This window comes from Bacillus sp. FSL K6-2865, assembly GCF_040311405.1.
GTDB classification, from domain to species: domain Bacteria; phylum Bacillota; class Bacilli; order Bacillales; family Bacillaceae; genus Bacillus; species Bacillus velezensis.
Genome location: NZ_CP152036.1, coordinates 1,935,513 through 1,952,755 on the forward strand (window position 1 = coordinate 1,935,513; position 17,243 = coordinate 1,952,755).

At 35.8% G+C, this 17,243-nt stretch carries 30 protein-coding genes and 3 pseudogenes; 31 read left to right on the top strand and 2 right to left on the bottom strand.

What is annotated here, in order from left to right; genetic code table 11:
• Positions 1–20: 20 nt before the first annotated feature.
• Entirely contained in the window at positions 21–368 is a 348-nt protein-coding gene (locus tag NYE42_RS09470; protein WP_352426952.1) for a hypothetical protein, read from the bottom strand.
• 141 nt (positions 369–509) lie between these two features.
• Between NYE42_RS09470 and NYE42_RS09475 the strand changes: the two genes are divergently transcribed.
• The 29 genes and pseudogenes from NYE42_RS09475 (at position 510) to NYE42_RS09615 (ending at position 14,760) form a co-directional block, all read left to right on the top strand.
• Complete coding sequence (locus tag NYE42_RS09475) at positions 510–725, top strand: hypothetical protein (protein ID WP_095353282.1); 216 nt, start codon at positions 510–512, stop codon at positions 723–725.
• 37 nt (positions 726–762) lie between these two features.
• A complete protein-coding gene (locus NYE42_RS09480) occupies positions 763–990 on the top strand; it encodes a hypothetical protein (RefSeq protein ID WP_053574333.1) in 228 nt (75 codons plus the stop codon).
• A gap of 14 nt (positions 991–1,004) precedes the next feature.
• Positions 1,005–1,202, top strand: coding sequence for a hypothetical protein (locus NYE42_RS09485; protein WP_020954086.1), 198 nt, complete (start codon positions 1,005–1,007; stop codon positions 1,200–1,202).
• A 187-nt stretch (positions 1,203–1,389) separates the two neighbouring features.
• Positions 1,390–2,148: a hypothetical protein gene (locus NYE42_RS09490; protein WP_069007289.1), complete on the top strand. Its 759-nt coding sequence runs from the start codon at positions 1,390–1,392 to the stop codon at positions 2,146–2,148.
• Positions 2,149–2,684: 536 nt separating this feature from the next.
• A complete protein-coding gene (locus NYE42_RS09495) occupies positions 2,685–2,948 on the top strand; it encodes a hypothetical protein (protein ID WP_086352751.1) in 264 nt (87 codons plus the stop codon).
• A gap of 474 nt (positions 2,949–3,422) precedes the next feature.
• The gene (locus NYE42_RS09500; RefSeq protein WP_069007292.1) at positions 3,423–3,872 is read left to right on the top strand and encodes a hypothetical protein; all 450 of its coding nucleotides are present in this window, start codon (positions 3,423–3,425) and stop codon (positions 3,870–3,872) included.
• The gene (locus NYE42_RS09505; protein WP_069007293.1) at positions 3,873–4,304 is read left to right on the top strand and encodes a hypothetical protein; all 432 of its coding nucleotides are present in this window, start codon (positions 3,873–3,875) and stop codon (positions 4,302–4,304) included. It abuts the gene before it with no gap.
• Entirely contained in the window at positions 4,305–4,736 is a 432-nt protein-coding gene (locus NYE42_RS09510; RefSeq protein WP_069007294.1) for a hypothetical protein, read from the top strand. It abuts the gene before it with no gap.
• Between the two features lie 245 nt (positions 4,737–4,981).
• A complete protein-coding gene (locus NYE42_RS09515) occupies positions 4,982–5,662 on the top strand; it encodes a hypothetical protein (protein WP_352426953.1) in 681 nt (226 codons plus the stop codon).
• A 52-nt stretch (positions 5,663–5,714) separates the two neighbouring features.
• Positions 5,715–5,864: a hypothetical protein gene (locus NYE42_RS09520; protein ID WP_352426954.1), complete on the top strand. Its 150-nt coding sequence runs from the start codon at positions 5,715–5,717 to the stop codon at positions 5,862–5,864.
• Entirely contained in the window at positions 5,864–6,076 is a 213-nt protein-coding gene (locus NYE42_RS09525) for a DUF1653 domain-containing protein (RefSeq protein ID WP_352426955.1), read from the top strand. The genes NYE42_RS09520 and NYE42_RS09525 overlap by 1 nt, the downstream gene beginning before the upstream one ends.
• A gap of 16 nt (positions 6,077–6,092) precedes the next feature.
• On the top strand, positions 6,093–6,335 hold the full coding sequence (locus NYE42_RS09530; protein ID WP_352426956.1) for a hypothetical protein: 243 nt from the start codon (positions 6,093–6,095) through the stop codon (positions 6,333–6,335).
• Between the two features lie 54 nt (positions 6,336–6,389).
• Entirely contained in the window at positions 6,390–6,524 is a 135-nt protein-coding gene (locus tag NYE42_RS09535) for a hypothetical protein (RefSeq protein ID WP_106034946.1), read from the top strand.
• Positions 6,525–6,543: 19 nt separating this feature from the next.
• Entirely contained in the window at positions 6,544–6,738 is a 195-nt protein-coding gene (locus NYE42_RS09540; RefSeq protein ID WP_106034947.1) for a hypothetical protein, read from the top strand.
• A gap of 50 nt (positions 6,739–6,788) precedes the next feature.
• On the top strand, positions 6,789–6,989 hold the full coding sequence (locus tag NYE42_RS09545; RefSeq protein ID WP_352426957.1) for a hypothetical protein: 201 nt from the start codon (positions 6,789–6,791) through the stop codon (positions 6,987–6,989).
• Between the two features lie 74 nt (positions 6,990–7,063).
• Positions 7,064–7,213, top strand: a complete 150-nt coding sequence (locus tag NYE42_RS09550; protein ID WP_215532360.1) for a hypothetical protein — start codon at positions 7,064–7,066, stop codon at positions 7,211–7,213.
• Between the two features lie 18 nt (positions 7,214–7,231).
• Positions 7,232–7,582, top strand: a complete 351-nt coding sequence (locus tag NYE42_RS09555; RefSeq protein WP_215532359.1) for a hypothetical protein — start codon at positions 7,232–7,234, stop codon at positions 7,580–7,582.
• Positions 7,579–7,974, top strand: coding sequence for a class Ib ribonucleoside-diphosphate reductase assembly flavoprotein NrdI (gene nrdI, locus NYE42_RS09560; protein ID WP_335392206.1), 396 nt, complete (start codon positions 7,579–7,581; stop codon positions 7,972–7,974). The genes NYE42_RS09555 and nrdI overlap by 4 nt, the downstream gene beginning before the upstream one ends.
• Positions 7,937–8,656, top strand: a pseudogene (locus tag NYE42_RS09565) (ribonucleotide reductase N-terminal alpha domain-containing protein); the annotation flags it as partial. The gene nrdI and the pseudogene NYE42_RS09565, both read left to right, overlap by 38 nt.
• Positions 8,657–8,909: 253 nt before the next feature.
• Positions 8,910–9,332, top strand: a pseudogene (locus NYE42_RS09570) (ribonucleotide-diphosphate reductase subunit alpha); the annotation flags it as partial.
• A 280-nt stretch (positions 9,333–9,612) separates the two neighbouring features.
• Positions 9,613–10,569, top strand: a pseudogene (locus tag NYE42_RS09575) (ribonucleotide-diphosphate reductase subunit alpha); the annotation flags it as partial.
• 19 nt (positions 10,570–10,588) lie between these two features.
• A complete protein-coding gene (locus NYE42_RS09580; protein ID WP_342497440.1) occupies positions 10,589–10,891 on the top strand; it encodes a hypothetical protein in 303 nt (100 codons plus the stop codon).
• 37 nt (positions 10,892–10,928) lie between these two features.
• The gene (gene nrdF, locus NYE42_RS09585) at positions 10,929–11,891 is read left to right on the top strand and encodes a class 1b ribonucleoside-diphosphate reductase subunit beta (protein ID WP_352427010.1); all 963 of its coding nucleotides are present in this window, start codon (positions 10,929–10,931) and stop codon (positions 11,889–11,891) included.
• Complete coding sequence (locus NYE42_RS09590; RefSeq protein WP_352426958.1) at positions 11,884–12,603, top strand: hypothetical protein; 720 nt, start codon at positions 11,884–11,886, stop codon at positions 12,601–12,603. Before nrdF ends, NYE42_RS09590 begins: the two co-directional genes overlap by 8 nt.
• Entirely contained in the window at positions 12,604–12,840 is a 237-nt protein-coding gene (locus NYE42_RS09595; RefSeq protein ID WP_352426959.1) for a thioredoxin domain-containing protein, read from the top strand.
• Positions 12,841–13,083: 243 nt separating this feature from the next.
• Entirely contained in the window at positions 13,084–13,512 is a 429-nt protein-coding gene (locus NYE42_RS09600) for a dUTP diphosphatase (protein ID WP_352426960.1), read from the top strand.
• 109 nt (positions 13,513–13,621) lie between these two features.
• Positions 13,622–13,786, top strand: a complete 165-nt coding sequence (locus NYE42_RS09605; protein ID WP_165913814.1) for a hypothetical protein — start codon at positions 13,622–13,624, stop codon at positions 13,784–13,786.
• A 117-nt stretch (positions 13,787–13,903) separates the two neighbouring features.
• A complete protein-coding gene (locus NYE42_RS09610; RefSeq protein WP_342497443.1) occupies positions 13,904–14,302 on the top strand; it encodes a hypothetical protein in 399 nt (132 codons plus the stop codon).
• A 158-nt stretch (positions 14,303–14,460) separates the two neighbouring features.
• Positions 14,461–14,760: a hypothetical protein gene (locus NYE42_RS09615; RefSeq protein ID WP_352426961.1), complete on the top strand. Its 300-nt coding sequence runs from the start codon at positions 14,461–14,463 to the stop codon at positions 14,758–14,760.
• Between the two features lie 453 nt (positions 14,761–15,213).
• On the opposite strand, the gene NYE42_RS09620 is transcribed toward NYE42_RS09615, so the two are convergent.
• Complete coding sequence (locus NYE42_RS09620; protein ID WP_253600048.1) at positions 15,214–15,822, bottom strand: DUF1643 domain-containing protein; 609 nt, start codon at positions 15,820–15,822, stop codon at positions 15,214–15,216.
• 70 nt (positions 15,823–15,892) lie between these two features.
• Here NYE42_RS09620 and NYE42_RS09625 point away from each other — a divergent pair, with 70 nt between their 5' ends.
• Both NYE42_RS09625 and NYE42_RS09630 read left to right on the top strand, forming a co-directional pair.
• Positions 15,893–16,732 (top strand): thymidylate synthase, encoded by an 840-nt coding sequence (locus NYE42_RS09625; protein WP_352426962.1) that lies wholly within the window; start codon positions 15,893–15,895, stop codon positions 16,730–16,732.
• A complete protein-coding gene (locus NYE42_RS09630) occupies positions 16,732–17,238 on the top strand; it encodes a dihydrofolate reductase (RefSeq protein ID WP_352426963.1) in 507 nt (168 codons plus the stop codon). The genes NYE42_RS09625 and NYE42_RS09630 overlap by 1 nt, the downstream gene beginning before the upstream one ends.
• The last annotated feature ends 5 nt before the right edge of the window (positions 17,239–17,243 follow it).

Consider the following 17,243-nt stretch of genomic DNA (forward strand, 5'->3'; position numbering starts at 1 on the left):
GAATTAACACTCCTCAGTAACTAACGTGCTTCTACTGTTATTTTAAAAATTACATAATTGTCGTTAATGTCATACGCGTAAACCAATGCTGTGCCTAATGTTGAATGAGAGGATACAACACCACTGGAACTAATGCTAATAAGGTTGCTTCCAGAAACAATTTCCCACCGGGTGTAACCTTTTAATAGAGATACGTTAGAATTCCTAAGCATGTGGTAATCAACTGTACCGAGCTGATCGCCTAGCTGCTTAACTTGGTCAACTGATTTGACAGGTGTTAGGGCTGAAGCTTGTGATGTGAATGCAGGGAGAGCTAGTGTTGTAAGCGATAGAGCAGAAACAATCAAGCCTTTGTAAAACTTTTTCATAAGAATTACCTCCTAGGTTTTGATTGTAAGTACAACCCTAGTCTAACATGTAAAAAATTTGAAATGTGTGAAGTGTTTGTGAAACCAATTAAAATATCTCTATTAAAGAGTAAAAATAAAATATAAGAGGTGGAGTCTGCGGTGAACTATCCAGAAAGCTTAAAAGAGAAAGCCGAAAAGATTAAAGACGAAGTAAGAAGCGGAAAATTAGACGAGGAGAAAATAAAAGCGATTGCTAAGTCTGCAGTTGAACTTTTAAGATCCGAAGAGAAGAGCCATACACATTATGCAGAAGTTGTCGGTGCAATTGCTGCAAACCTAGAAGATTTCTTTAAGTCTTATCTAAAAGAGGATTAATATAACAGGATTAAAAGAAAGGATAAAGGGATGTTTATTGAAAAGGTACTATGTTAGATGTAAAGATCACAAAGACGAAAATACGTCTTTAATAATTGAGGCGTTATCACCTGAACAGGCAAAAGAACAAGCATATGAAGTACATAAAGTAAGAGATATTTATAATGTGAGTCTGGGAGAAGGAAAGTCAAGGAATTATCTTGAACGAAAATATGCTCCATACATAAAAAATAACAACAGCAAGGCGGTAATTATCTTTTCATAAGGGAGGACAGATCCATGTATATATCTGATCCAATAAAAGAAACACTCGTGCAAAATATGGATCAACTTAGTAGCAGAGTTGATGAGTTGTTCATTTACCTTGAAAACGAGTTGCCTTCAACATCTGAAAGACAATGGAAAACTATAGACAAAAAATTCGGTGAGATTTTTACTAAATCTAAGGAATTACAAAATTACATAAGTTGTTTATAAAGGTGAGCAATATCCCTTTGATATAAGGACATCTGTGTTACTTAATATTCAAAATCGTCAGTATTTCTTAACAATTATTTATATGATTGGTAGCATTTATTAAAGAAAGAAGGTGATTTATGAGATTGTTTGTTTGATAAGTACTGGTGCCAGATGCGAATTATATTTTTACAAAGGGGATATTTTAATGAACAATTTTTATCGAACGATCTTAGCACTAGTTGCCGTATTTGTCCTGGCCTTTTCAACATTTCCTCCGAACAGTGATGCAAAGAGCACAATCTCAACAGATAATGTCGACAAGGATAAAGTAAAATCAGAGGCAGAATTTATTGCAGATCACACTATTGATGTGAGTAAAAAGACTAAGGAAAAACTTCTATCCAAGGCAGAAAAAGCAATTGAAGATGGAGACATTAAGTATCATAAATCAAACGAAAAGGTATTTGATAATGCATCAGTTAGAGCTATTAAGTATGATGATGGCACAGTGACTTATTCAGTTTCTTATTTATACGTAGACACTGAAAAAGTAGACAGAGTCAGTTCATTTAATGTTTCGTTTGATAGCGATATGAATATTGAAGAATACTATGAAGTTGACATGAAGAAAATCAGCAGTACTCAAAATGAAATGAATTATTGGGTTAATGGTGTTAAGGATGAGGACAAGTCTGGGGTCTTTGAAACAAAACAAACTTCAGAGGACAAAGGAAGCTCATCTAACATGATGAGTGCTCAGAAGAGTTGGACTGGATGCGTATCAGATTGCTTAGGTGATAAAAATATTAGCCAATGGGCAATTACCGGTTTAGCTATTTTATGTGGAGTTTCATGCACAGCTGGTGTTCCAGCAACAGCAGGGACTGCTTGCTATGCTTGTGTAAATTCTGCTGGTATTATTGGTGTAAATGCATTCTTTGATTGTATGGAGAAGTGTAAATGATCAATATCTTAAGTAAAATACTATTTATTTTGTCTGGTTGCGCTTTGTTGATCTTTGGGATAATTTTAAAGAATGGATCAATGGCTTTTGGATTGTTTGCCTTATTCTTCATAGCGGCAATAATTGTTCGTGTATTTCATAAACGAACTGAAGACCATTAGCGGCAGCCTTATTGTACTGTAGGGGAGGAAACTCTCCTACTTTTTAAAAAATATTTAGAGTAAAAATAAAATAGTTATTGATTGTTCAGGAGAAAGCGAGTATATTAGAAGTATAGGGAAGCGAGGTGATGCATTGGAGTGTGTTAAATGCAGGGATCACATTGGCGACATCGTTTATTTCATAAGAATAACTGACAACAAAGAATACAAGGAATTCCCGGTACATAAAGAATGCGGAGAAGCAATCAAGAAAGAATGCATTGAGAATTGCAAAGACATGAAATTAGAAAAGACATTGGGTTACTTGCAACTACTTTAAGAGTGAAAATAAAATATTCCTTTTATCGAGAATCAAATGAAATGGAGAGATTCTAAATGAAACAAGAACAATGGGTAGTAGTGGTTAGACGTGATGGGGAGATAAATAAAGGAAGAGTGTACAACAACTTTGTCACAGGAGAAGATTTGATTTTTGATTCTCTGGAAGTGGCAGAAAAGTTTGCATTGAGGGTTGAAAAAGAAGGAAGAGGAATCTGGACATTAGTGGAACCGTATAGCAAGCATGTATTAACTGAAAAAGCTTTTGATGATAGCTTTGTGGCTACAATGAAAGCTAATCGCGAATCAACTCATGAGTAGATAAGGAGATAATGTGCGATGAATGTAATTTCATATTTGATACTGGGTCTGATCTTGTTCGGATCAATATTCTTAGGCAATGGAATGGCATGTTTGGTTGAGAATAAGAACTTTAAAGAAGGCAAAACATTTTATCTTACGGTTTTCTTAATCGGAGGATGTTCACTCCTTCTCGGAGTTATTCTTACAGTGATATGAACAAGAGCAAGGGAAATAATCAGAAGAAAATATTCATAATTTCCCGGGCAAGCGCAGTATACGACAAATCAAAACAAATAATGAGGAGATTGGGTTAAAATTCAACATTAAGAGGAGTAAACAGAAAAACTCTGACACTCACGGCAACTAAGAGTATTGATTATCCAGATACATGGGTGAAAGTGCAAATTGGAGATCAAACGGCAGAAGTTGAGGCAAAGCAACTGTTGGTGGCAATAACAGCATTTAATGAAATGTGAGAAGGGGGCAACTAAAATGAAGCTCAAAAAAGCAGCCCGGGCTATTATCCAAGAAGCGGAGGGACAAGGCTTAATGGTTGGTATGGCTAGTCTAATTGAAAGAAAGCGCACCGATTTAAACAATGAATTAAGTGATTATTTTAGAAAGCAACTCTCCGGCTATACTGGCAGCTTTGATGAAAATGAAGGGGAAGAAATCCTTTATTCAATTAACCAGTACATAACAGAAAACAATATTGATATGTATCCTTTAGACTTTCCAGTAGATGGAACAGATGTTCATTTGATTCCTATAACAGAAAATATTCAATTAAAAGTAGTTGTGGCAGATAAATATTATGGCGATGGTGACTATTCAAAATATATTATGGCAGATTTCTTCTTGATCAATGACAAGGCAACTACGAAAGACGTTGATACACTCCTTCAATTTGTAAAGAAACATCTTTTACAAGGAGGTGAATAAGTGGGACGGCATAAAGCAACATTTGAAGGGAAGGTAATTAAGAAAAGTTGGACATTAGGTCTGTGTGATGCCCTTGTCCCAATTGAGCAGCAATGTGAATACCAGCCATTTTTTGAAGGAATCATTGACTTAGACCCAATTGAAGTTGAAGGGAAAGTGTATATCCCAGGGTTTAACGAATACGTAGTCGTAACAGACAGGCAGCGCAACACAAAAAATGAATGGACATATCAGACTGACAAGGTAATTAAAACAATTGAAGATAAAGAGAGCCTTGAAAAAGCGATTCAAACACAAGAAAAAATACAGAAATGGAATCAGCAAGTTAAAGAAAACTATGAACGCTTTAAAGAGGAAGAAGAAAAACGTAAAACTTCCTGGTGGAAGAGGTTTTGGTTTTCTAAATTAAAGAATAACAAAGGGGAATTTTGAATGAATAATATCAAACTTAATTATAAGGTTGGGACTGCATTAAAGGAGTTAGTCAAAACGATTGGAAAAGCTGAGCTTTATAAATTTGAAAATTTATTATGTCATTACAAACACAGCAATAAGTATGAGGGAGAAACTCAAAAACAAATTTCAACAGTCGTTGATTTTGTAAGAAGCTCAGAGAAAAATCGAATTGCATACTATAATGCTTTATCTAATGATTTTACGGTATTTGAAGAGGAGGACTACAGCCGAGAGCTGTCTTATGATTTTTATCAAAATGAAGGGGCGGCTGTCTTCATTAAAGGAAAAATGGTTTTTGGAATTCATCCCGACAACCTTCACAATAATTTAAGGGCTTTGGAAAATGGAGATTTAAAAATAAAGTGGTGGCAAATATATTGTCGTAATGAAAAAAAAGGAGGTATCTGAAAATGATTAAATCTCAGAAAGTTAATGTTTTTAGAGAGACGTTACATTGTGATGAATGCGATGAAGCTCCAGAGCTTGTATTTTCAAATATGATGCTCACATCAAACCCGCCGAAGTATCCGTTTCAATGCCCATTGTGCATGAAAAAAGTTTATATGAAAACAACCTATCCAAAGGTTAGATACGAATCAGTTAATTGAAATTTAATTAAAAGTTTTATTTTAAACAAATAAGGGGGATACATAATGGATTTAAATTTAATCGTAAATAACACTCTTTCCGAATTAAAAGAAGATGGGTACGTTGAGAAAATCGTAAAAAAACAAATCGAAGACACTATTCAAGATATTATTAATGACACACTTAAAAGTTGGAGTGATTTTGGCAAGGAATTAAAACAGCAAGTACAAAATCAGATGAAAATTAATTTGGATAGGTTAGATATACCTTCTTACAATCAAGTTGTAATTAACACTATTAAAGGTGAACTAGAACGTTCTGTTCACGAAGAAGGTGCAAAACGTATTCAGGAGTGCATTCAAGAAATTCTAGGTACAGGGAAAGATGAATATAAACTTTCAGAGCTTATAAACGAGATTGTTGAATATGATTGTGAATTAAATGAATTGGATTACGATGAATATAAAGAAATCACAGCTATTGTTGAAGATAGATATGGTAGCAAGTACGTTTATATTGATCCAGAGGAAGATAAGGATTGGTTTAATTGTAAATACCGTCTTGTGCTAAATAAAGATGATTTGACCGTAGAACGAGCGGAAATAGATGAAAAGAGCTTTGATAATAAAGTAATCATGGGTGGATTATATGGTGCTGATAAGAGTATTTTCAAAATGTGGACTCGTAAAGCAAAGTTGATTATTGATAATTATGAAACGACGTTCTCTAACCCAGAATACGATTGATACTATAAAAAGGAATTGCAATAAATGGATGATTTTAAAGAGAGGTATTGAGATGAGAGTTTATGACGTTCTGTTAAATCAAGCATTCGGTCGTGTAAAAGAATTTAAACACAAAGAAGGAAGAGAAAATAAACAAACCACTAAACTTCAGAATTTCTTGAGTGAAACGACCTTTTCTCGTCCTAAAAAGGTATTGAAGTAATGAATACATACGAAGTAATTGGTTGCCGGTTTAAACATTATAAAGGCGGTCTATATAAAGTTATTGGAGAGGTCATTCATACTGAGACAGAAGAGAAGCTTGTTACATATGAAGACATGAACGGGACACTGTGGGCAAGACCTAAGGACATGTTTTTTGGAAAAGTTGTTGTTGATAAAAATGAGATAAGTAGGTTTACAAAAATTGATTAGGAGCTGATGTAATAAGGTGAAATTCTTTGAAGTATGTGACCCATATTACGCATTAATTAAAGCAAATACAAAGGAAAAGGCAATAAAGCTATATACAGAGGAAGTTGCTGATGATGATGGAAACTTAAGAGATGAGATCAAAGAAGTTGGTATGTTATACGCAGCAGTTAAACACAGTAGAACAGTAACAGAAGATCAGGAACTGTCCCCGATATCAGATGTTCTCGAAGAACTTCAAAGTAATGAAGAAAGAGTTTGATTATGGACGGAAGTTTACTTTAAAGAATAAAAATAAATTAAAAGGATGATGAAAATGAACAAAAAATACGGACTTTTTTGTATGGGATCACTTGTTAACACTTATGATGATGCAATTGAGGCTCATAATGATGCAGTATATGCTCAAGAAGAAAGCGGAGTACCGCATGAAGTAAGAGAAATTCAATAAAGTAAGAGGAGGGCATTAAATGATTAAAGGGTTTTATAAAGATCAGAAACTTCACCTTCTAGAAGATCCTATGCAGCAGTACACCGTCATGAAAGTTGAAGAAAATGCAGTATGTGTTTACCGGTGGATCGATGATTATAGACACAAGATTGAAAGATTCACAGATGTTGAAGAGGCTAAAAAACTCCTTGGAGAAGGGTGGCCGAAACAATAACAAAGGAAGACACAATGAAATTTATACAGAAACAATTGGAGGACGAATAGATGTCGGAAAGTAACTATAGGCCGTCAGTTCCTATATGGGTTGGCGATATACTAGAGCTAGACAAGAAAAGAAGACAAAATCAGTACAGAGGCTCACTAACGTCAGGTCAAGAGAAGAAGGACTGGGACGAGTGGAAGCGTAGATATTCAAGAAAATTAAAGTACGCAAGATTAAACGGATGGACGATCGAAGAAGAGTGACAATTCCTAAGGATGATAAATAGATTCGGCTTGAATCTAGATAAAATCACAGTTTCATAGGAAGGGGAAGTAAAATGAGTGCAGCAAGAAAGTGGAGAGATCTAAGAAGCAAATTAATTGGTTATAAGGCATTCGGTAAATTTAGCGATGTTGTTATTAACCATATTCTCAATGATATGAATGAGTTGGACGTAAGACACGAAAAAGATAAAAACAAAAAATAAAGAAAAGGGAGTTGTGGAATGGGAGCTGCTAAACAGTTATACGTTAAGCGCAGTCACTTTGTAACCTTGGATGAAGCAAAAGAAAATACGCAAGTACATATGAAGAATGGTGGTTCATACACTGCTTTAAAAGGAGAACTGATTGCGACAAATTTAGAAGGGGATCAAATGGTTATCACGCAAGAGCAGAAGGATAACTACGTTCCAGTACCGATGACAGAGCTATCAGACTATGAAGCTCAAATGGCCAAAGGCTATGCTGAGATGGCTGAGATCAATTTAGAAATGTCTGAAGCATTCCATCATGCTGAAAATGAAGCAGAAACAACTACGAATAGCTTAGTTAACGGGGAATATAAAGAATATTGATTATTACATATGAAAGCAAGACAGGTAACGTGAAAAGGTTTGCTCAAGCATTACAAAGGGAGTTAAACTTCGACATCATTGAAATTACAGATGACTTAATTGTCGAGGAAGAATTCATACATATTACATATACGATAGGCTTTGGGGAAGTACCTGAAAGGACTTTGCATTTTATTATTAAGAATAAAAATAAAATAAAAGGAGTTGTTGTGAGTGGTAACAAGGTTTGGGGTGATAACTATGGTTTAGCTGGGGACAAGCTTTCATCAATGTTCCATGTACCATTGTTATTAAAGTTTGAACTAAGTGGAACAAAACAAGACTTGCAGAAGATTAATCGGGAGGTACAACTTATTGACAAACACAATACCAAAGTGGATCAAGCTCAATAATGAGATCATGATTCAGAAAGACGGTAAGTTTCAATTTGAGAAGGATAAGGAGGCAGTACACAGTTACTTTGTTGATTACATTAATCAAAACACAGTCTTTTTCCATGATCTAAAAGAGAAACTTGATTATTTGATTAAAAATGATTATTACGAAGAGGAATTCTTGGATCAATATACATTTGAGCAAATTAAATCAATTTTTAAAATCGCTTACAGTTACAAATTCAGATTCCCATCTTTCATGAGTGCCTTTAAGTTCTACAATGACTATGCTTTGAAGACAAACGACAAAACAAAGATTCTGGAAAGATATGAAGATCGCGTCTCAATTGTAGCTTTGTATTGTGCGGATGGTGATTATGAAAAGGCTGTTGAGGAAGTACACGCTATGATGAAGCAAGAGTATCAACCGGCAACACCTACTTTCCTTAATGCCGGCCGTAAGCGAAGAGGTGAAATGGTGAGCTGCTTCCTACTTGAAGTGGGAGACAGTTTGAATGACATCTCTCGTGCAATTGACATTTCAATGCAGCTGTCTAAATTAGGCGGTGGTGTAGCATTAAACCTAAATAAATTACGAGCCAAGGGTGAAGCGATTAAAGACGTAGAGAATGCAACTAAAGGTGTCGTAGGTGTTATGAAGCTATTGGATAATGCTTTTAGATATGCCGATCAAATGGGTTGATTTGGCCCCTTTCGTCAGAAATGGCGATCGAAAACCTCTTTAATTCATGGAAACTCCTACAAGGACAATCATGAGCGAAGCTAGACTAAAGTCTTGAACGTGCAACGACTAGCCGAAAGGCGTAGGCTGCAAGCTATTGGCAGTCGAAACAGGAGGCGCCCTTAAAGGGTGAAGATATAGTCTAACCTTCATGGTAACATGAAGCAGCCATATGGCGGGGCGTGCTTAGCGAACACGTTTGAATGGTCTGCAAAGACAAGGATCAGGAGCAGTTTATCTAAGTGTATTCCATCCAGACATTACAGACTTCCTGGATACCAAAAAAATAAGTGCTGATGAAGATGTCCGAGTTAAAACACTATCCATTGGTGTAGTTGTTCCTGATAAATTTATTGAATTGGCAAGAGAAGATAAGGACTTTTACATGTTCTATCCTCATTCAGTTTACAAAGAATATGGGCAGTATCTTGATGAGATGGACATCAATAAAATGTATGATGAGCTTGTTGAAAACCCTAAAGTGAGAAAAGCAAAGGGTAATGCTCGGAAGCTGTTGGAGCAATTGGCCATTCTGAGAAGTGAATCTGGCTATCCTTATATTATGTTTGCTGACAATGTAAATAAAGTGCATCCAAATGAACATATTTCAAAAGTGAAGTTTTCTAATTTGTGTTAACTGTAGCACCTTCGGTCAGTAATGATCGTAGCAAACCCGTCTAAACGGTGAAACTCTATTCAATAGACAATACCGTGCTAAACCGCACCTTGCGGAAATGCCGAACGACTATCGAAACCACGCATACGCATAAGGGAGTAGAGTACATCGCAAGCATATGGCGATGGAAACGGCGGGCGGCCTTATAGGTCGATGATATAGTCTATTCTTACGAGTGATCGTAAGCAGTTCATAAGAGAACGGACGAGAGTGTTGCGCCTTTCGTTGAATATTAAAGTCAGAAGTACTCCAAGCATCACAAGTGTCAGTTTATACAGATTACGATCAGGAAGATGAAATTGGATTAGATATCTCATGTAATCTTGGATCCATGAACATTGTAAATGTAATGAGTAACCAATCAATTGCTTCAACGGTCAGAATAGCAATTGACTCACTGACAACTGTCACAAGGAAAACAAACATTGTAAATGCCCCAGCCGTTGCGAGAGCAAATACACTAATGCGATCAATTGGTCTAGGGCAGATGAACCTGCACGGTTTTCTAGCTCAAAATAAAATTGCTTATGAAAGTGAAGAAGCAAAAGACTTTGCAAATACATACTTTATGATGGTTAACTTTTACTCCCTGCAGCGTTCAATGGAAATTGCAAGAGAAACAGGGGAGACGTACTACAAGTTTGATGGATCAACCTACAAATCAGGCGCGTATTTTGATAAGTACGTGACAAATGATTATAGCCCTAAATATGAAAAGGTTAAAAACCTGTTTGGAGATCAACATATTCCTAACATTGAAGATTGGATGAAGCTTAAAGAGGATGTAATGAAATATGGTTTGTATCATTCGTATAGGCAAGCTGTTGCACCTACTGGAAGCATCTCATATGTTCAATCATCTACGGCCGGTGTAATGCCTATTATGGAGAGAATTGAGGAACGTACATACGGAAACAGTAAGACATATTATCCAATGCCAGGTTTATCGGCTCAAAATTGGTTCTTTTATAAGGAAGCGTACGACATGGATATGTTTAAGGTAGTTGATCTTATTGCAACTATTCAGCAGCACGTAGACCAAGGGATTTCATTTACGTTGTTCCTAAAGGATACGATGACGACGAGAGATTTAAACCGTATTGACTTATATGCGCATCACAAAGGAATTAAAACGCTGTATTATGCGCGAACAAAAGACACCGGCCAAGATTCGTGCTTGAGTTGCGTAGTTTAAACAAAGAGGAGGCGGAGAGATGAAGCATTACTATGAATTCAGAGAAAACGAGTATTACGCATTGGCTGTTGTGAGTGTTGAGGATAACGATCTTTATACAAAGCCGTATGTAAAGGCGACCGAACTTTATTTAGAGTGCGTTGGGGGCGAGAGTGTAGCCGGAATTTTAGAGGAGGCTCTTCCAATATTAATAACCGAAGAGCTCGCGTTTTTACGAGTTGCTCAAGATAAAGGCGTTTACAATATCTGCGTAGGAGATCTGCTGAAGGACTTCCGAGAAGCGACAGACGTAGTTTTATTGGTAGATGGATCTCTACTTTAAACGATTGGAGGACGAATAATTGACGAACGCAAACGCAATCCATACGGCGGCCGACTGGTCGCGCCACGAAGACGACTTCACGCAAATGTTCTACAACCAAAACGTAAAGCAGTTTTGGCTTCCGGAAGAGATCGCATTAAACGGCGATCTTCTCACTTGGAAGTATTTTGGAACAAAGGAACAAGACACTTATATGAAAGTTTTAGCCGGGCTTACATTATTGGACACAGAGCAGGGGAACACTGGCATGCCTATAATTGCTGAACATGTAGATGGACATCAAAGAAAGGCAGTTTTAAATTTCATGTCCATGATGGAAAATGCTGTTCATGCGAAATCCTACAGCAACATCTTTCTAACTTTGGCTCCAACCGAGAAGATTAATGAAGTCTTCGAATGGGTGAAAAACAATAGGTTTCTTCAAAAGAAAGCAAGAACAATTGTTTCAATTTATAAAGCAGTTGAGAAAAACGATGACATTTCCCTATTCAAAGCAATGGTTGCATCTGTGTTTCTGGAGAGTTTCCTTTTCTACTCAGGTTTTTATTATCCACTTTACTTTTATGGACAAGGGAAACTCATGCAGAGCGGGGAAATTGTGAATTTAATTATCCGTGACGAGGCGATACACGGCGTTTACATCGGATTGTTAGCCCAAGAGATATACAAGAAACAAACGCCTAAGAAGCAAAAAGAAATGTATGAATGGGCTTTAAGCTTGCTACAAGAGCTTTATGAAAATGAATTGGAGTATACAGAAGATGTTTATGATCAGGTTGGCTTAGCCCCAGATGTAAAGAAATTCATCAGATACAATGCGAATAAAGCTTTAAACAATCTTGGATTCGATCATTGGTTTGAAGAAGAGGATGTCAATCCAATTGTTATTAATGGATTAAGCACAAAGACTAAATCCCATGACTTCTTTTCAATGAAGGGCGTTGGCTATAAAAAAGCAACAGTAGAATCATTAAGGGACACGGATTTTATATTTGATTAACCTTAAAAAAGACAGTCTTGTCGGTAAAGTTTATGTGAATAACGCAAACCAAAAGTACAAAGTGGTTCAAGTTTTTAGAGAAATGAACAGATATAAATATAGAATTCGTTTTCTTAAAACTGGGTATGGAAGAGTTGTTGAAAAAGTTGAAATGAAACGCGGGAAGATAAAAGATAAGTTTGAGAAGTCTGTATTCGGAGTAGGGTACATGGGCAATGTGAAAATGACTAATCATAAAAAGGAGTACAGTGTTTGGAGTGGAATGCTTGAGCGTTGCTATCATCCAAGGGGAAGTGGTTATGAAAGATACGGTGCCAAAGGAGTGACTGTGGAAAGAAGGTGGCATTGCTTCGAGAATTTTTTAGAGGATCTCCCTTTAATCAAAGGGTATGATGAGATCCTGTTTTCTCAAGGAAAGATTCATTTGGATAAAGATAAAATTCAAATAAATGTGCCAATAAATAAAAGGAAATACTCACTTGTAACATGTTGCTTCTTAACTAAGAAAGAAAACAACAATTATAGAGACTTAGAAAATATAAAAAAAGAAATATTCGCATTATCTCCTGAAGGAGTTTTGATTGAAGCTAAAGGAATTAGGGAGTTTGCAAGAGACCATGGATTAATTAAACAAGGTATTATGCGGTGTTTATCTGGAAGGGCTAAAACACATAAAGGATGGAAATTCAAATATAAAAAAGAGGCGATTTAAATGAGACTGATTAAATTAGAACAACCGAATTGCAATCCATGTAAAATGGTGTCCAATTACTTAAATGATGCAGGAGTCGAATATGAGACAGTTGATGTAACACAGAAGCCAGAAGTGGCAGCGCAATATGAGGTAATGGGTGTACCGGTAACTATACTGCTTAATGAGCAAGAAGAAGTAAAGCGTAGTGTTGGATTTAAGCCTGAAGAACTTGATGAACTACTAAAGGGATTATAATAAAAAATTTCCTTAGGGGAGGGCTAACCATATTCGGTTGGAATATTAACGAGATTTCATGGTGGAAGTACATACTGCTGTTAATTTTTTTAATTACTCTAATACCTTTGTTGATAATGGATTGGATAACCTTCTGTAAGATTAAGCATATTGACTGGATTATTCAACGATATTCATGTTGGGCGGCCTATTTAATTTTTGGATAGTTTTTTCACATAATAAAACAAAAGGAGCTAATAAATAATGCAAATTAAAATCAAATATCTAGACGAAACTCAAACGAGAATTAGCAAAATTGAGCAAGGGGATTGGATTGATCTTCGAGCAGCTGAAGATGTAGCAATCATAAAGGACGAATTTAAACTCATTCCATTAGGAGTAGCGATGGAGCTACCAGAAGGATATGAGGCTCATGTTGTTCCGCGTTCAAGCACATTTAAAAACTTTGGCATCATTGAGACAAACTCAATGGGTGTTATTGATGAGTCCTACAAGGGAGACAATGATTTCTGGTTCTTTCCGGCTTATGCCTTACGGGATACAGAAATTAAAAAAGGGGATCGTATTTGTCAGTTCAGAATTATGAAGAAAATGTCTGCAGTTGAATTGATTGAGGTAGATCATCTAGGCAACGATGATCGCGGTGGGCACGGATCGACTGGAACTAAGTAATACAAGCCCTGGCTTAGATCATGATGTTTGTCCAGTGGAGGGTCTTAGCCAGGGTACAACTTAAAATACTCAAAAAATTCAACAATTATACCTACAAAGGAGATGCTGGATGAAAAAAAGATTACGTAAAAAGGCGTGGATGACAGGGAATATAAAACATGGCGAATTCATGTTTAATGTAATTGATAAGGTAAATGCAGATGGGCATGTATATTATCCAAAAGGACACTATCATGTAGACAGGAAAGGGAATATGTACAAGTTTAAAATATAGAAAAAGCGAAATTATGATGGCTAAAGTTTATAAAGAACTTAGGGATACCAAAGGGTGTCGATTGAACGAACATCTCTATAAAAGAAGACTTTTATACAAAACTTTAAGGAGGAAACCATGAATAAAAGAACTGAATTCTTAAATCCAAATGAACAGATTGCCTTCTTTTTTAAAAGAAGCGGTTATTTAGATGATTATCATGGAGACTTAAAGAATCTTAAGCTTGGGCATGTGTCTTATGATAAAAGTGTTAACGAAGAATTTGATTATAAACTGACTGCAAATAGCACACATGATGGGACTCTGTTATTTGAAATTCAAACCATTGAAGAAGCTCTAATTAAATTGATAAATCGAAAAACATATTGCCCAAACACTTTTCCAGTTGATAAAAAAATCGAAGAACTTAAAGACATTAGCTATGTAGTTGGTGACATTGAGCTGGTGAATGATTTTTATAGAGCTAAACAGAAAACTGCAGTCTCAATCCCAGTTGTGTGCAACTATGTGTTTTAGATAAAATTCCATTGATTATATGAGACAGAATCAAATTAAAGCAAAAAGGGGCAAAGGAAAAATGAACAAACTCGATCAGAAACAAAAAACAGACCTGGGAAGACAGCTAACAGATAAGCTCGCTGAAGTTTTAGAAATTGTTGAAAGGTTTAGCAATCATGGATAAACACATAGAGAAAATAAAAGACCATCTAAAAGAAATAGAAAATCTTAAACAAGGCCTCCAATTATTCAGCGAGAATGAAGAGGAACATATAAGCTTACTAGCTAAGATTCAACATCAGTTTGATTTAATTTCAGACGAATCAATGGAAGGGTTTAAAGAGTTAACTTTACATATAAGAAATACAGGTCAGAAAAGAATACAACGAGGAATTGACCGGCTACCTCATGCAATCAAAGAAAGTGTGAGTGAGGAAATCAAAGACATGAAGAGAGCCGGAGAGTTATTTGATTAGTTGTAGTTGTTTATAGGATAAAAATAAAATAAGGAGATGTATTATAATTACATATTTTACGTTATTACTTGCAGCATACTTTTTTGCACTAAACATTAATGAAATTAGATTAGTTACTCGAGGAGAACAGAACGTATACGCTAAAGTTACACATATGCTTTCTAATTCACCGTATAAAGAACTGAAGAAAAATAAGAACCTAGTGTATGTCATTACATTGTTCAAGGGGATTTCGTTCATTATCCCCTTGGCTACTATTGGACTGATTACGCACGGTAACGTGCTAATGTTAGCTTGGACAGCTTTTGCTTTAATATATACCGGTTTAACAATGTTTAAAATTCTTGATGTTTTGGACGGTGACTCAAACAATAAACAAAACAAGTTCGTATATATGCTTTTTGTTTGCGGTAATATTGTCTTCGTGGTTAACTTTATTATTGATTGTTTCATTTAAGCGTCTAATTCATGAAACGGTTCGAGCCATTTAAGCCCAGGTCTAGAGGGATGTCTTGGTGAATTCTTAACTGTGAGAAGCCTGTTGTAATGGGTTTTGATAACAAATGCCTCGTCTTTATTTATTCCTTTTAGGAGCTGTTTAACATCGTGGCATTGCTTATTAAAACTTCGTTTATCGAACCGCTTTGGACAATCACCCCAAGCAAAGATTACCTTTTTAGATTCTTTGGCTAAATTGGCTATAATTTGATGATTAGTCTTAACAGTAGCTTCATACAGGCTACTGTCCTCTTTTTGAAGCTTCTGAATTATTGAGGACAATTCTTCTGAATTTGTTTCGTAAAAAGGATATAGATTGACAATATGAATGGATCCAACTTCATTTAATGAGTGGCTAAAATTACATAACTTAGTTATAGTGAGGTCTGATACTTCTTTGTCAGCAATACTTGGATTTAACATAATAAACACATATGAAGAGTCTAAATTATTATTAAGCTTTATTGATAAACAATATCTTGCTTCAATTGAGTCTGTTAATCTTTCGGTTTTACATTCCAGTACTTCTTTAACCACCGCTGGCTTGTATTTGTAAACAGACAAAAAGATCACCTCTTTTCATTATGTGGGCAAGAATATTTTACCAAACGATGGAATTGAAAGGAAGGAAATTATGAGTCAATTTGATAAGCAGTACTACACAATCATAAATGACATAATTAATAATGGAGTATCAGACGAAGAATTCGATGTCAGAACCAAATGGGATACAGATGGGACACCGGCACATACACTCAGTGTAATCAGTAAGCAAATGCGGTTTGATAATTCCGAAGTACCGATTTTAACGACTAAAAAAGTCGCCTGGAAAACAGCAATCAAGGAATTGCTTTGGATATGGCAACTTAAATCAAATGATGTTAACGAATTAAACAAGATGGGTGTGCATATCTGGGATCAATGGAAACAAGAAGACGGTACAATCGGCAAAGCATATGGATATCAGCTTGGTAAGAAGAACAGAATGCTAAACGGTGAGAAAGTTGACCAGGTTGACTATCTTATTCATCAGTTGAAAAATAATCCATCATCACGCAGACATATTACAACGCTTTGGAATCCTGATGAATTAGACTCAATGGCATTGACGCCCTGTGTTTATGGCACTCAATGGCTTGTAAAAGGAGGGAAGTTGCATTTAGAAGTTTTCTGTCGCAGTAACGATCTCGCGCTCGGGAATCCGTTTAATGTGTTCCAGTACAATGTTTTACAGCGTATGATTGCTCAAGTTACTGGATATGGGCTAGGTGAGTATGTCTTCAATATTGGAGACTGTCACGTATACACTCGTCATATAGACAATTTGAAAATTCAAATGGAAAGAGAGCAATACGAAGCACCTGAGCTATGGATTAATCCAGGTGTGAAGGATTTTTATGATTTCACAATTGATGATTTCAAATTGATTAATTATAAACATGGAGACAAGCTTTACTTTGAGGTAGCAGTATAATGCTATCTCTTATTGCTTGCTGTGATAAATCAATGGCCATTGGATATGAGAATAATTTGCTTTACCATATTCCTGAAGACATGAAACGTTTTAAAGAACTCACTACAGGAAAGTTGTGTATTCAGGGAAGGCTTACATACGAATCGATCGTAAACATTACAGGTAAGCCACTTCAAAACCGAAGGAATATCATATTGACTAAAAATAAGGATTTCAAGCCTGATCACTCTTCATTTGTTTATCATTCGGTTAACGATGTATTAAAGCTTATACGTGGTCAATTGGATACAAATGAAGAAGTAATGGTTATTGGAGGAGGCGCTATATACGAGGCATTCTTACCTCATGCAGATAAGGTTTATTTAACGATTGTTGATTCAGTTGCTGCGAAGGCTGATTCCTATTTTCCAAGGTTAAATGATGATTGGAGAGTAATTGAAAAGGATCACAGGAAAGCAGGCAACAATACTGCATATAATTATTCATTTTTGACTTACTCAAAATAAATTAA

Coding starts and splice junctions, on each gene's coding strand:
- NYE42_RS09470 (WP_352426952.1), bottom strand. CDS start 368: ATGAAAAAGTTTTACAAAGGCTTGATTGTTTCTGCTCTATCGCTTACA.
- NYE42_RS09485 (WP_020954086.1), top strand. CDS start 1,005: ATGTATATATCTGATCCAATAAAAGAAACACTCGTGCAAAATATGGAT.
- NYE42_RS09490 (WP_069007289.1), top strand. CDS start 1,390: ATGAACAATTTTTATCGAACGATCTTAGCACTAGTTGCCGTATTTGTC.
- NYE42_RS09495 (WP_086352751.1), top strand. CDS start 2,685: ATGAAACAAGAACAATGGGTAGTAGTGGTTAGACGTGATGGGGAGATA.
- NYE42_RS09500 (WP_069007292.1), top strand. CDS start 3,423: ATGAAGCTCAAAAAAGCAGCCCGGGCTATTATCCAAGAAGCGGAGGGA.
- NYE42_RS09510 (WP_069007294.1), top strand. CDS start 4,305: ATGAATAATATCAAACTTAATTATAAGGTTGGGACTGCATTAAAGGAG.
- NYE42_RS09515 (WP_352426953.1), top strand. CDS start 4,982: ATGGATTTAAATTTAATCGTAAATAACACTCTTTCCGAATTAAAAGAA.
- NYE42_RS09520 (WP_352426954.1), top strand. CDS start 5,715: ATGAGAGTTTATGACGTTCTGTTAAATCAAGCATTCGGTCGTGTAAAA.
- NYE42_RS09525 (WP_352426955.1), top strand. CDS start 5,864: ATGAATACATACGAAGTAATTGGTTGCCGGTTTAAACATTATAAAGGC.
- NYE42_RS09535 (WP_106034946.1), top strand. CDS start 6,390: ATGAACAAAAAATACGGACTTTTTTGTATGGGATCACTTGTTAACACT.
- NYE42_RS09540 (WP_106034947.1), top strand. CDS start 6,544: ATGATTAAAGGGTTTTATAAAGATCAGAAACTTCACCTTCTAGAAGAT.
- NYE42_RS09545 (WP_352426957.1), top strand. CDS start 6,789: ATGTCGGAAAGTAACTATAGGCCGTCAGTTCCTATATGGGTTGGCGAT.
- NYE42_RS09550 (WP_215532360.1), top strand. CDS start 7,064: ATGAGTGCAGCAAGAAAGTGGAGAGATCTAAGAAGCAAATTAATTGGT.
- NYE42_RS09555 (WP_215532359.1), top strand. CDS start 7,232: ATGGGAGCTGCTAAACAGTTATACGTTAAGCGCAGTCACTTTGTAACC.
- NYE42_RS09580 (WP_342497440.1), top strand. CDS start 10,589: ATGAAGCATTACTATGAATTCAGAGAAAACGAGTATTACGCATTGGCT.
- NYE42_RS09595 (WP_352426959.1), top strand. CDS start 12,604: ATGAGACTGATTAAATTAGAACAACCGAATTGCAATCCATGTAAAATG.
- NYE42_RS09600 (WP_352426960.1), top strand. CDS start 13,084: ATGCAAATTAAAATCAAATATCTAGACGAAACTCAAACGAGAATTAGC.
- NYE42_RS09605 (WP_165913814.1), top strand. CDS start 13,622: ATGAAAAAAAGATTACGTAAAAAGGCGTGGATGACAGGGAATATAAAA.
- NYE42_RS09610 (WP_342497443.1), top strand. CDS start 13,904: ATGAATAAAAGAACTGAATTCTTAAATCCAAATGAACAGATTGCCTTC.
- NYE42_RS09615 (WP_352426961.1), top strand. CDS start 14,461: ATGGATAAACACATAGAGAAAATAAAAGACCATCTAAAAGAAATAGAA.
- NYE42_RS09625 (WP_352426962.1), top strand. CDS start 15,893: ATGAGTCAATTTGATAAGCAGTACTACACAATCATAAATGACATAATT.
- NYE42_RS09630 (WP_352426963.1), top strand. CDS start 16,732: ATGCTATCTCTTATTGCTTGCTGTGATAAATCAATGGCCATTGGATAT.